Below are 11,242 nucleotides of genomic sequence, written 5' to 3' on the forward strand. Positions count from 1 at the left end.
GTGCTGTACCCATGATGATGGCGAGCCTAGCATGTCGTTGTCGGCCGGGCCTGATCGGGGCACGGCCGATACTTCCCAAGCGCACGGCTGGATGGCCGTGCGTCTTTTTTTGTGCAGAACCGCTACCGCATCGGTACCAGCACCGCTTCGCGGCGGTACAGCGCCGGGAACTGCTTGCCCAGCGCGGCCAGCTTCGGTGCGTCGTAGTAGCGGATGTAGGCCGCCTGCGGGTAGTTGCTCATGTAGTTCTGGTGGTAGCTCTCGGCCGGATAGAAGCGCTGGCCGCTGACCAGCTGGGTGACGATCGGCGCGCGGTAGCTGCCGGCCTGGCCAAGCTGGGCGATGTAGGCGCGGCTGGCAGCCTGCTGGCGCGCGTCGTCACTGAAGATCGCCGAGCGGTACTGGCTGCCTTGATCCGGTCCCTGTCGATTGAGTTGGGTCGGGTCATGCACCACCGAGAAGAACACCTGCATCAGCTGCCCATAGCTGACCTGGCGCGGGTCGTAGTCGATCTTCACTGCTTCGGCATGACCGGTCTGGCCCCCGCTGACGCGCTCATAGCGCGCATTGGCAGCACTGCCACCGATATAGCCGGACACCGCATTGCTCACGCCCTTGACGTGCTGGAACACCCCCTGCACGCCCCAGAAGCAGCCGCCGGCGAACACCACGCTGGCATGGGTGGCCTCATCGCGGAACGCGGCGTCGCCGCTGGGCGCAGGCAGTGCCTTGACCTGCGCGCTGGCCTCGACCGGTGCCGCCACTGCGCTGTGGTCGACCAGCAGCACGCCGGTGATCAATGCGGCAGCCACCAGTCCGGCGACACCGGCGGCGATGCCCTGTTCAAAGGAAAGTTTCATCGTGTCCTCCCGGTTCAGCCGAAGGTGAAGGCGTAGGCCTGCACGCCCGCATCGAGGAATTCGATCTCGAAGCGATGCGGGCCGACCGTGCCGCGCTGGCGCACCAGCTGGTACAGGCGGTGCTCATCGATCACGCCGCTGCCATCGGCACCGGCATCACTGCCGGCATCGGCGGCCGGCAGCGGCTGGCCATCCAGCCAGACGCGGAAGCGCACCGGCCTGCCGTCCTCGCTCGGTGCCAGCACCAGGTGCAGGTCGCGCGCATGGAACTGGAAGGCGATGCGGCCACCGGCCTGCTGCAGCTGCGCGGCTTCGTCGGTGACGGTCCAGCGCCCGGACAGTCCCCATTGGTTCAACGCCAGGGTGGTCGGCAGCGTGTAGTCGAACGCGGTGTCGCTGCGCTGCCCACCGGGCGAGGCGAACTGCTCGGCGCGGGCGTGGCCCAGGTAGGTTTCCGGCGAGCGCAGGTTGCCCATGTCGGCCTGCACGGCCACGCCCTTCAGTTCGGCGGCAGCGGGATCGGCCGGTGGCGGCAGATTCGTCTGCCCGGCTTCAGTCAGCAGGCGACGGATCATCTGTTCCGAGCGCGCATAGTTGCCCTCGCCGAACTGGTGGCCGCGGATGTTGCCCTGTGCGTCGACGAAGTACTGCGCCGGCCAGTAACGGTTGTTGAAGGCGCGCCAGATCGTGTACTGGTTGTCGAGCGCCACCGGGTACTCGACCTTCAGCTGCTGCACCGCCTTCATCACGTTGCGTGGGTCACGCTCGAAGGCGAACTCCGGCGTGTGCACGCCGACCACCACCAGGCCGTGGTCGCGGTAGCGTCGCTCCCATTCGTGCACGAACGGCATCGCGCGCAGGCAGTTGATGCAGGAATAGGTCCAGAAATCGACCAGCACCACCTTGCCGCGCAGCTGCCCTGCACTCAGCGGCGGGCTGTTGAGCCAGCCAGTGGCACCGTCCAGCGCGGGCAGGGTGCCCTCCACCGGTAGTGGTGCATCGGCACCGGCATTGGCGCCGGCCATCATCATCATCGGCGGTGCCGCCGGCTGCGCGCCGGGTACTGCGTCCAGCAGGCGTTGCTCGATGCGCGTGGTGCTGACCGTCGAAAGACGGGTCAGCAGGCCGGTATCCCAGCCCAGGCCGATCGCCACCACCGCCAGCAGCGCGGCCACACCCAGCACCTTGCGCAGGACGTCGCCGAGGCCGAGCCGCGCCTGCATGGCGCGGAACACCCGGCCGCCGATCCACACCGCCAGCGCCAGTGCGGTGATCGCGCCCAGCGCATAGGCCAGCAGCAGCGCAGTGGTGCCGACGCTGGCGCCATGCAGGGCGGCGCCGGTCAGCACCAGGCCGAGGATCGGCCCGGCGCAGGGTGCCCACAGCAGGCCCGTGGCGATGCCGATCAGCAGCGAGGTCCACGCGCCGCCATGCCCGGCAGCATCCGCCGCATCGGCGCGCGCGCTCAGGCGGGCACCCACGCGCTGGAACGGCGCCAGCAGGTGGTCGGCCAGTCGTGGCCACAACAGAGCGACCGCGAACAGCGCCATCAGCAGCAGGGCGATCCAGCGTCCGACCTGGTTGGCCTGCGCCACCCATTGGCTACCCACCGCGGCGAGGCTGGCGACCACGGTGAAGGTGAGCGCCATGCCCAGCAGCAGCGGCAGCGTGCTGCGCAGGAACGGGCGATCGGCACGCGCGAACACGAACGGCAGCACCGGCAGGATGCAGGGGCTGAGCAGGGTCAGCGCGCCCCCGAGGTAGGCAAGCAGCAACAGCAGCATCGTCAGGCTCCGGAAGCAGTGGAAGAACCGACCGGTACCCGCCAGCCGTCGGCAGTGCCATCAGTGGCACCGGGAACGAACACCATCGCCGCACCGTTCATGCAGTAGCGCAGCCCGGTCGGGCGCGGGCCGTCGTTGAACACATGGCCGAGATGGCCGCCGCAGCGGCGGCAATGCGCCTCCACCCGCAGCATCCCGAAGGTGACGTCACGGTCTTCGCCGATGGCGTTGTGCAGTGGCGCCCAGAAGCTGGGCCAGCCGGTGCCGCTCTCGAACTTGGTGGACGAGGAGAACAGTGGCAGTGCACAGCCGGCGCAGGCGAAGGTGCCTTGCCGGTGTTCCTTGTTGAGCGGGCTGCTCCACGGCCGTTCGGTGGCCTGCTGGCGCAACACCGCGTACTGCGCCGGAGTCAGGCGCTGGCGCCAGTCGGCATCACTGTGCATGACCTCGAACTGTCGCGACGGACGCGCTTCGGCGGCGGCCGGGGCGGCGCGGCTGCAGGCCCCCAGGCCGAGCAGTCCGGCGGCGGTGGCAACACCGCCCAGGCCCAGCAGATGGCGGCGGGAGAGGGACATGGCGGACTCCGGGAAGGGGCGACGGGGCCATGCTGCGCCGGCCCGGGTCAACGAATCCTCACGCAGGATTCAATTTTTCGTGAGGTATCGGCGGCCGTCCCGCGCCACAATGCAGCCAGCCTCCCCACTGGCCCCGAGCTGCCGATGTCCACCAAACGCGTGCTGATCGTTGAAGACGATGCCCACATCGCCGACCTGCTGCGCATGCATCTGGGCGACGAGGGCTACGACGTCGCCCATGCCGCCAGCGGCGATGCCGGCCTGCGCCTGCTCGAGCAGGAAGGTCCGTGGGATGCGCTGGTGCTGGACGTGATGCTGCCCGGCGTCGATGGGTTGCAGGTGTGCCAGCGTGCACGCGCGATGGCACGTTATGTACCGATCATCATCATCAGCGCGCGCGGGAGCGAAACGCAGCGCATCGTCGGCCTGGAACTGGGCGCGGACGACTACCTGGCAAAACCCTTCTCGATACCGGAACTGGTGGCACGGGTGCGCGCCCTGCTGCGCCGCGCCGAAGCGATGGCGCAGAGCGCACGCATCGATGCCGGCGCGATCGAGCTGGGTGGGCTGAAGCTGGACCCTGTGGCACGCACTGCCTCGGTGGATGGCAACGCGCTGGAGCTGACCCCGCGCGAGTTCGACCTGCTGCTGTTCTTTGCCCGTCATCCAGACCAGGTGTTCGCGCGCATGGAGCTGCTCAACCAGGTCTGGGGCTACCAGCACGATGGCTACGAGCATACGGTCAACACCCACATCAACCGCCTGCGCAGCAAGATCGAACCCGACCCGGCCAACCCACGGCGCCTGCTGACGGTGTGGGGCCGCGGCTACAAGCTGGTCGATCCGGCCGGGGCGGCGGCATGATCAAGCCGAACCTGTGGCAGAAGCTGGCGGTGGTGATCGCCGCGCTGATGCTGATGTGCTGCATGGCGCTGCTGGCATTGCAGATGCGTGCCAACACCCGCCACGAACAGGAGGTGGTACAGCGCCTGTCGCTGGGCCTGGCCGAGCACATCGCCCAGCGCAGTGAACTGATGGACACCAGTGGCATGCGCGATGCCGCGGTGCGTGCGCTGTTCGGCCAGTTGATGGCGGTCAACCCCAGCGTCGAGGTCTACCTGCTGGACGACCAGGGCCGCATCCTCGGCCACGATGCACCCAGTGGGCACCTGGTGCGCAACCGGGTGGACGTGACGCCGTTGCGTCGCCTGCTGGCCGGCGCGCCGTTGCCGATCCTCGGCGATGACCCGCGCAGCGCCGATGGCCGCAAGGTGTTCAGCGCCGCGCCGTTGATCGTGCAGGGCCGCCAGGCCGGTTATGTGTACGTGGTGCTGGTCGGCGAGCACCGGCAGATGCTCGCCGACGATCTTGCCGCCGGCAGCCAGTGGAACACCACGCTGTGGTCGGTGGTGCTGGTCGGCGGCCTCGGCCTGTTCGCCGGACTGGTGGCGTTCTATTGGGTGACGCGCCCGTTGCGGCGGCTGACCCGGCGCATCCAGGCCTTCGACATCGATGCGCCCACGCCGTTGCCGCCGCCGGAGCCGCTGCGCCCCGGTGAGCGCGACGAGCTTGTGATCCTTGAACACGCGCACGCGCAGATGGCGCAGCGGCTGGGTGAGCAGTGGCAGCAGCTGCGCCAGCAGGACCTGCAGCGCCGCGAACTGGTCGCCAACATCTCGCATGACCTGCGCACGCCGTTGTCGTCGCTGCACGGCTATCTGGAAACGCTGGCATTGAAGGACGCCACGCTTTCGCCGGATGAGCGCCGGCGTTATCTCGGCATTGCGCTGGCGCAGAGTGCCAAGGTCGGCCGGCTGGCGCGCGCGCTGTTCGAGCTGGCGCGGCTGGAGCACGGCGAAGTACGTCTGGAGTGGGAGGTGTTCGCGCTGCCGGAGCTGCTGCAGGACGTGCTGCAGAAATTCGAGCTGGCGGCGCAGGCACGTGGCCAGCAGTTGCACGCGGCGTTCCCGCCCGGCCTGCCCCTGGTCCGTGCCGACCTGGGCCTGGTCGAACGGGTGCTGACCAACCTGCTCGACAACGCGTTGCGGCATGCACCCGAGGGTGGCCAGATCGAAGTGCGCCTGCGCGCGACCCCAGACAGCGTGGAGGTCAGCGTCGCCGATGATGGCCCCGGGGTGGCACCGGCGCTGCGTACCCAGCTGTTCCAGGCACCGGCCGCGCTGGGTGCGCGGCGTGGCGACAACGGCGGATTGGGCCTGTTGATCGTGCAGCGCATCGTGCAGTTGCATGGCCGCCGTATCGAACTGCGCGACAGCGAGCGAGGCGCGCTGTTCGTGTTTGCCCTGCCGCGCGCGGAACCGTCGGTCTAGCAGGTCGCCTCGCCCTCCACGACACCGCCGGTTTCCAGCGGCAGGTGCAGGCGGATGCAGGCGCCACCCAGTTCCGAATCGGTCACCTCGACGTGGCCGCCGTGCTTGTCGGCCACCACCTGCACCAGTGCCAGGCCGAGGCCGAAGCCGGGGCTGCCAGGGTCCAGCCGCACATAGGGTTGCAGTACCTGGCCGCGCAGTTCCGGTGCGATGCCGGGGCCGTCGTCCTCCACCTGCACGCACAGCCAGCCGTCGTTGACCGTGCTGGCGATGCGGATCTGCCGACGCGCGTAACGCAGCGCATTGCCGAGCAGGTTGCGCAGCGCCAGTTCCAGCATGTGTCGGTTGACGTTGACCAGGCCCACGGGTGACAACGCCTGCTGCACCGGCATCGGCAACGGTGCGAACTGGGCCACCACGCCGCGTACCAGCGCCGCCAGCTGCAGGCGCTGGCGGGTCAGTTGATGGCAGCGGCCCAGTGCGGCGTACTCGACGCCGGCATCAGTGAGGTGTTGCAGCCGATCGACATCGGTGCGCAGCCCGCCCAGCGCATCGCGCTGTACATCGTCGAGCGCGGTGTCTTCCAGATCGGCCAGGCCGAATCGCATCCGTGCCAACGGCGTGCGCACCTCGTGCGCCACCGCCTGGGCCAGCACGCGCTGGCTTTCCAGCAGCTGCTGCAGCTGCTCGGCCATGTGGTTGAAGGCGTTGGCCAATGGCCGCACCAGCGCGGTACCGGCGCGTGGCGCGCGGGTATCCAGCTGGCCGTCGCGCATCTGCCGCGCCGCCTGGGCCAACTGCGAAACATCCCGCCACAGCCTGTAGACCATCACGTACATCGGCAGTGCCACCGCCACCATCAGGATCAGCAGCAGGATCGCCACGCCGGATACTTCGCTGTCCTGCCAGCCTTCTTCCGGCAGCGCCTCGTCCAACGGTCCCAGCATCACCGCGTAGTCGCTGTGGCCGATCCGCTGCAGGCTGCGCATGTGCTCCAGGTCGATCTGCACGCGGCCGTTGTTGAACGGCGGGCGCTGGCTGGCCGGCAGCTCCTTCATGGCCTCGGCCAGCGGCACCATGCGCAGCGCGTAGGCGAAATCGGCGTCGAGTTCGCGCGCCAGCGCCGGCCACTGCTCGCGCGGGGTTTCGGCGAAACGATGCTGCAGCAGCGCGTGGGTACCGCGCATCTCGGCCTGCAGGCCGGCTTCAGTGCGGTCTTCCAGCAGGGCATCCCAGGCCCACAGGCCCAGCACGATCAACAACAGGTGGGCGACCAGGAAGCCGATGCCGTAGCGCAGGAAGTGGAAGGCGTGGCCGCGCATCGCCGAAGGCGTGCGCTTCATCCCCATGCCGACCGGCTGAACAGGTAGCCGCGGCCACGGACGGTCTTGATCCGTTCCGGCTGCTCGGGGTTGTCCCCCAGCTTGCGGCGCAGGCGCGAGATGCGGGCATCGATCGAACGGTCCAGGCCGTCGAAGGCGATTCCACGCAGGCCGCGCAGCAGCGCGTCGCGGTCCAGGATCTGGCCGGCATTGCTGGCCAGCAGGAACAGCAGGTCGAACTCGGCCGTGGTCAGCTCCAGCAGGCCGCCCTGCAGGTGCACGTTGCGGGTGGACGGGTCGATGTTCAACTCGCCGAAGCGCAGGCTGCCGTCACGCGGCTCGACCCGGCGGTGGCGGCGCAGGTGGGCACGCAGCCGGGCCAGCAGCACCCGCGGTTCGATGGGTTTGCCGATGTAATCGTCGGCCCCCAGTTCCAGGCCCAGCACCTGGTCGATGTTGTCGGTGCGGGCGGTCAGCACGCAGATGATGCCGTCATAGTGGGGCCGGATCTGCCGACACACTTCGAAACCATCCTGGTCGGGCAGGCCGACATCGAGCAGCACCAGGGCCGGCTTCTCGGCCAGGATCCGGGCCACTGCGCGCTCGCCGCTGCGCTCGTGGGCCACCTGGTAGCCATGCCGTTGCAGGTAGTCGCTGACCATCGTTCCCAGGCGGGCATCGTCTTCGACCAGTACGATATCCAGCATTTCCAAGGCCTCCGTGGGCGCAAACGTACCGCCACGGCACGAGCGCGGCGATGCTATCCCAGCCTTCGGGCCGCCCGGGTCCCGGGGGCGGGCGCCATTCAGCCGGGGTTGCTGGCGCGCGGGCCGGGTCTCAGTCCCGGCAACAACTTGGCGTCCAGCATAGCCTGAGGCTGTTACAAAACGTTACCTTCGTGATACGTCTGGTGACGATCGCTGACAGCAAAGCGACTGACGCCGCGCGGCCCGGGGCCGAGCATGGAGTCTCCTCCGCTCCGCGTGCCGTCCTCATGTCGCCCGCCGCCCCCTGCCTGCCGAACCCGTCCCACCGCTGTCAGTGCGGAGGCTCCCGATGAGCGGCGTGGTCGGGGCCTGGTTGCCGCCGGCCGAGGACGAGCAGCTGCTGCAGCAGCTGGCCCCGATGCTGCGCGCCCTGCAGCAGCGGGGGCGTGGCCGCATCGGCTACTGGACCGATGCCGAGGCCGGCCTCGCGCTGGGCCACTGCCGGGCGCCGACCGATACGCCGTTGCAGCCGCTGAGCTCGGACTGCGGTCGCTACGTACTGTGCCTGGACGGCCGCCTGTACAACCGCGGCGACCTGCAGGCGCAGCTGCGCGATCTGCCGCGCAGCTGCAGCGATGCGCGGCTGCTGCTGCAGGCGATCGTTGAATGGGGCGTGCAGCGGGCGCTGTCGCGTATCGAGGGCGCTTTCGGTTTCAGTATCTGGGACCGCGAGTCGCGCGTGCTGTGGCTGGCCCGTGATCCGGTGGGCGAGCGGCCGCTGTATTACGGCTGGCACCAGGGCCAGTTCCTGTTCGCCTCCGAGTTGAAGGCGCTGCAGGCCTTCGCCGGCTTCGCGCCGAGCATCGACCAGGACGCCCTGAGCCTGCTGCTGCGCCACGACTATGTGCCGGCGCCGCACACCATCTACCGTGGCATCCACAAGCTGGTGGCGGGCGGGGTGCTGCGCATCGATCTCAGTGACCATGCCGCGGGTTGCGCCAGCCAGGCCGCGCAGGGGGGAACGCGCTACTGGTGTGCACGCGATGCGATGCAGAGCGCACTGCAGGAGCCGCTGCAGCCGGCGCCCAGCCTGGAACAGGCCACCGACCAGCTCGAAGCGGTACTGCAGAAGGCCATTGCTTCACGCATGCACTCGCCACTGGCCTGCGGCGCGTTCCTGTCTGGCGGCACCGACTCTTCGCTGGTGACGGCGATGATGCAGGCCCAATCCACGCTGCCGATCGAAGCGTGGACCGTCGGCTTCGACGATCCAGGGCATGACGAGAGCGACTGGGCGTCGCAGGTCGCGCGCCACCTGGGTGTGCAACACCACCTGCACCGCATGGACGCGCGGCAGGGCCTGGACCTGTTGCAGCGCCTGCCACAGGTCTGGTGCGAGCCCTTCGCTGACGCCTCGCAGCTGCCGACCCTGCTGGCCAGCGAACTGCTGGGCGCGCGCAAGCCGGTGGCGCTGACGGGTGATGGCGGCGATGAACTGTTCTTCGGCCACCCCAGCTACGGCCGCGCACTGCGCAATGCGCGCCTGTGCGGCGGCCTGCCGGACTGGGTACGCGGGCTGGCGCGGCGCAGTGGCAATCGCATGAACGTGGAGCGTGGCCGCCTCGGTGGTTGGCGCGCATTGGTGGCCGAGGTTGCCGCCAACGATGTGGAAGGCCACTACCTGCAGCGCGTGACCCGCTGGCGGCAGCCGGCGCAGGTGGTGCTGGGCGCGCGTGAGCCGGTGACGATCTTCCAGCAGCAGGACACGGCGCTGCCGGCCGAGGCGCGCATCCAGCTGCTGGATTTCCGCATGGACCTGGCCGAGGGCATCCTGGCCAAGGTTGATCGCGCGGGCATGGCGGCGGGCGTTGAAACCCGTGCGCCGCTGCTGGACATGGAGGTGGTGCGCCTGGCCTGGCGCCTGCCGCAGCACCTGAAGTACCACGATGGCGAGCACAAGCGGATCCTCAAGCACCTGCTGGCGCGCTACCTGCCGGATCCGCTGGTGTATCGCCCCAAGCGCGGCTTCGGTCCGCCGATGGCGCGCTGGTTGGCAGGTCCGTTGCGCGATTGGGCGGAGGCGCTGCTGGACCCGCAGTTGCTACGCAACCAGGGTTGCTTCGACGCGGCGCGGGTGCGCGGTATCTGGGAAGCGTTCCTGCGCGGTGAGCGCAAGTGGCACACGCACCTGTGGAACGTGCTGATGTTCCAGGCGTGGCACCAGCATTGGCACGGTAGCCGCGGGCGCTGAGTCGTTCCTGCATCGCGTGCGGCGGTTTCATTCTGCGCGGCGCAGGGCAGATGCCCTTGCGTACGAATGTCCTCCGGCGCCGGCCGTTGGCCGTCACCTCCCCCTTTACTTCGTACGCAAGGGCATCCGCCCTGCGTTCGGAGCTCGTCGGCGCGTCCTTGAAAGGCGCCCGCGCGCGCTGCGCTCTACTCACCGCACGCCGAGCCTCGTCGGGGTGAGCAGGGGCCTGGGCAAAGTAAAGGAGGAGGTGACGGCCAACGGCCGGCGCCGGGGGACATTTGCCCAGGCCCCTGCTCACCCCGGCGAGGCCCATCAGTTCGCAGCGAATCCGGACGAAGACGCGCTCCGTAATCCGAACGCCAGGCAAAAAAAGACCCGGCAGAGGGAGGGATCTGCCGGGTCCGGATTGCGTGGGGGGAGGGACCCACGCAATGAGCGTTGCGTCGCGTCAGTGGTTGTTCGCGTCCGCCGTTGATTCGTTGTAGCCCTGCACCAGTTCGGACCAGGCCTTGCTGGCCTGCAGGCCAAGTCCGACCACGTCCTGCTGGGCCTGGCCCAGCCGCTGCAGGTTGTCCTGCCATAGCTGCGCCCCCTTGGAGAGTGTCCCGGCCGCATCGTCGCCGCGGGCCAGTTCACCCAGCCAGCCGCCGGTCGCGGTCAGGTTGCGCTCCATCACCTTCAGCTGCACGCCGAACATGCTTTCCGCGTTCTCCAACGCCAACCGGTTCGCGCGCGTTGCCGCGGCGGCGAGCTGGCGGGTGGCATCACTGAAGCGATCGCTGAAGGCGGCGGCCATGGGGCATCAGGGAGTGACTTGATGCAATGCAGCATACGCCCTTGATGCGGCATTGCAACAAAAATAAAAAAGGCGCCCAAGACGCCTTTGGAAAACCTTTCAGATCAATGGGTTAATCAGGTCGCCGGGCCGCGGTAGCGGCACCCCGACGTGCAGGTTTCGTGCACGGTAATCTCGCTCAGCGCCGGCAGGCTCGGCTTGAGTTCGTTCCAGATCCACACCGCCAGGTTCTCGCTGGTCGGGTTCTCCAGGCCGGGGATGTCATTGAGATAGTGATGGTCCAGACGGTCGTAGATCGGCTGGAAGGCCGCCTTCACGTCACCGAAGTCCATGATCCAGCCGGTCTGCGCGCCGGGTTCGCCCTCGACCTTCAGTTCCACCCGGAACGAGTGGCCGTGCAGGCGCGCGCACTTGTGCCCGGGCGGCACGTTGGGGAGGCGGTGCGCCGCCTCGAGCATGAAGACTTTGAAGATTTCCATGCCGCGATTGTACGCCGCAGGCCGCCGGGCAGCCTGAGCGGAGGTTGGTCTTTCGTGAAGAACGTCTTTTCATCCGGATGAAGAGATGATAGTTTCTCTTATATCCGTATGAAGAGATGTTATTGGCCGGACCCCGGC

The 11,242-nt window shown here is 68.5% G+C and carries 10 protein-coding genes; 3 read left to right on the plus strand and 7 right to left on the minus strand.

What is annotated here, in order from left to right; all coding sequences use genetic code 11:
* Positions 1 to 122: 122 nt before the first annotated feature.
* The 3 genes from msrA to msrB are packed head-to-tail and all read right to left on the minus strand — an operon-like array spanning position 123 to position 3,219.
* Positions 123 to 860 (minus strand): peptide-methionine (S)-S-oxide reductase MsrA, encoded by a 738-nt coding sequence (gene msrA / locus B9Y82_RS00820; RefSeq protein ID WP_100471177.1) that lies wholly within the window; start codon positions 858 to 860, stop codon positions 123 to 125.
* Positions 861 to 874: 14 nt separating this feature from the next.
* Positions 875 to 2,644 (minus strand): cytochrome c biogenesis protein DipZ, encoded by a 1,770-nt coding sequence (locus tag B9Y82_RS00825; protein WP_100471178.1) that lies wholly within the window; start codon positions 2,642 to 2,644, stop codon positions 875 to 877.
* Positions 2,645 to 2,646: 2 nt separating this feature from the next.
* Positions 2,647 to 3,219, minus strand: a complete 573-nt coding sequence (gene msrB, locus B9Y82_RS00830; RefSeq protein ID WP_100471179.1) for a peptide-methionine (R)-S-oxide reductase MsrB — start codon at positions 3,217 to 3,219, stop codon at positions 2,647 to 2,649.
* Between the two features lie 144 nt (positions 3,220 to 3,363).
* On the opposite strand from msrB, the gene B9Y82_RS00835 reads away from it, so the two are divergent.
* Both B9Y82_RS00835 and B9Y82_RS00840 read left to right on the plus strand, forming a co-directional pair.
* A complete protein-coding gene (locus B9Y82_RS00835) occupies positions 3,364 to 4,083 on the plus strand; it encodes a response regulator transcription factor (RefSeq protein ID WP_100471180.1) in 720 nt (239 codons plus the stop codon).
* On the plus strand, positions 4,080 to 5,549 hold the full coding sequence (locus B9Y82_RS00840; RefSeq protein WP_100471181.1) for a sensor histidine kinase: 1,470 nt from the start codon (positions 4,080 to 4,082) through the stop codon (positions 5,547 to 5,549). Before B9Y82_RS00835 ends, B9Y82_RS00840 begins: the two co-directional genes overlap by 4 nt.
* On the opposite strand, the gene B9Y82_RS00845 is transcribed toward B9Y82_RS00840, so the two are convergent.
* Complete coding sequence (locus B9Y82_RS00845; protein ID WP_100471182.1) at positions 5,546 to 6,892, minus strand: ATP-binding protein; 1,347 nt, start codon at positions 6,890 to 6,892, stop codon at positions 5,546 to 5,548. The genes B9Y82_RS00840 and B9Y82_RS00845 overlap by 4 nt on opposite strands.
* Positions 6,889 to 7,578 (minus strand): winged helix-turn-helix domain-containing protein, encoded by a 690-nt coding sequence (locus B9Y82_RS00850; protein ID WP_010484092.1) that lies wholly within the window; start codon positions 7,576 to 7,578, stop codon positions 6,889 to 6,891. The genes B9Y82_RS00845 and B9Y82_RS00850 overlap by 4 nt, the downstream gene beginning before the upstream one ends.
* Positions 7,579 to 7,927: 349 nt before the next feature.
* Here B9Y82_RS00850 and asnB point away from each other — a divergent pair, with 349 nt between their 5' ends.
* The gene (gene asnB, locus B9Y82_RS00855; RefSeq protein WP_100471183.1) at positions 7,928 to 9,829 is read left to right on the plus strand and encodes an asparagine synthase (glutamine-hydrolyzing); all 1,902 of its coding nucleotides are present in this window, start codon (positions 7,928 to 7,930) and stop codon (positions 9,827 to 9,829) included.
* A gap of 448 nt (positions 9,830 to 10,277) precedes the next feature.
* On the opposite strand, the gene B9Y82_RS00860 is transcribed toward asnB, so the two are convergent.
* Positions 10,278 to 10,625 (minus strand): phasin family protein, encoded by a 348-nt coding sequence (locus B9Y82_RS00860; protein ID WP_100471184.1) that lies wholly within the window; start codon positions 10,623 to 10,625, stop codon positions 10,278 to 10,280.
* A 116-nt stretch (positions 10,626 to 10,741) separates the two neighbouring features.
* Positions 10,742 to 11,104 carry a 6-carboxytetrahydropterin synthase QueD gene (gene queD, locus B9Y82_RS00865; RefSeq protein ID WP_014035871.1) on the minus strand — a complete coding sequence of 121 codons (363 nt, stop codon included), beginning with the start codon at positions 11,102 to 11,104 and terminating at the stop codon, positions 10,742 to 10,744.
* Between the last annotated feature and the right edge of the window lie 138 nt (positions 11,105 to 11,242).

It is taken from the genome of Stenotrophomonas maltophilia (assembly GCF_002799155.1).
GTDB classification, from domain to species: Bacteria; Pseudomonadota; Gammaproteobacteria; order Xanthomonadales; family Xanthomonadaceae; genus Stenotrophomonas; species Stenotrophomonas maltophilia_R.

What these genes read in the sequence shown, in the direction of transcription:
- B9Y82_RS00835 (WP_100471180.1), top strand. Translation starts at nt 3,364, where the DNA reads ATGTCCACCAAACGCGTGCTGATCGTTGAAGACGATGCCCACATCGCC.
- B9Y82_RS00840 (WP_100471181.1), top strand. Translation starts at nt 4,080, where the DNA reads ATGATCAAGCCGAACCTGTGGCAGAAGCTGGCGGTGGTGATCGCCGCG.
- B9Y82_RS00825 (WP_100471178.1), bottom strand. Translation starts at nt 2,644, where the DNA reads ATGCTGCTGTTGCTGCTTGCCTACCTCGGGGGCGCGCTGACCCTGCTC.
- asnB (WP_100471183.1), top strand. Translation starts at nt 7,928, where the DNA reads ATGAGCGGCGTGGTCGGGGCCTGGTTGCCGCCGGCCGAGGACGAGCAG.
- msrB (WP_100471179.1), bottom strand. Translation starts at nt 3,219, where the DNA reads ATGTCCCTCTCCCGCCGCCATCTGCTGGGCCTGGGCGGTGTTGCCACC.
- B9Y82_RS00845 (WP_100471182.1), bottom strand. Translation starts at nt 6,892, where the DNA reads ATGAAGCGCACGCCTTCGGCGATGCGCGGCCACGCCTTCCACTTCCTG.
- B9Y82_RS00850 (WP_010484092.1), bottom strand. Translation starts at nt 7,578, where the DNA reads ATGCTGGATATCGTACTGGTCGAAGACGATGCCCGCCTGGGAACGATG.
- queD (WP_014035871.1), bottom strand. Translation starts at nt 11,104, where the DNA reads ATGGAAATCTTCAAAGTCTTCATGCTCGAGGCGGCGCACCGCCTCCCC.
- B9Y82_RS00860 (WP_100471184.1), bottom strand. Translation starts at nt 10,625, where the DNA reads ATGGCCGCCGCCTTCAGCGATCGCTTCAGTGATGCCACCCGCCAGCTC.
- msrA (WP_100471177.1), bottom strand. Translation starts at nt 860, where the DNA reads ATGAAACTTTCCTTTGAACAGGGCATCGCCGCCGGTGTCGCCGGACTG.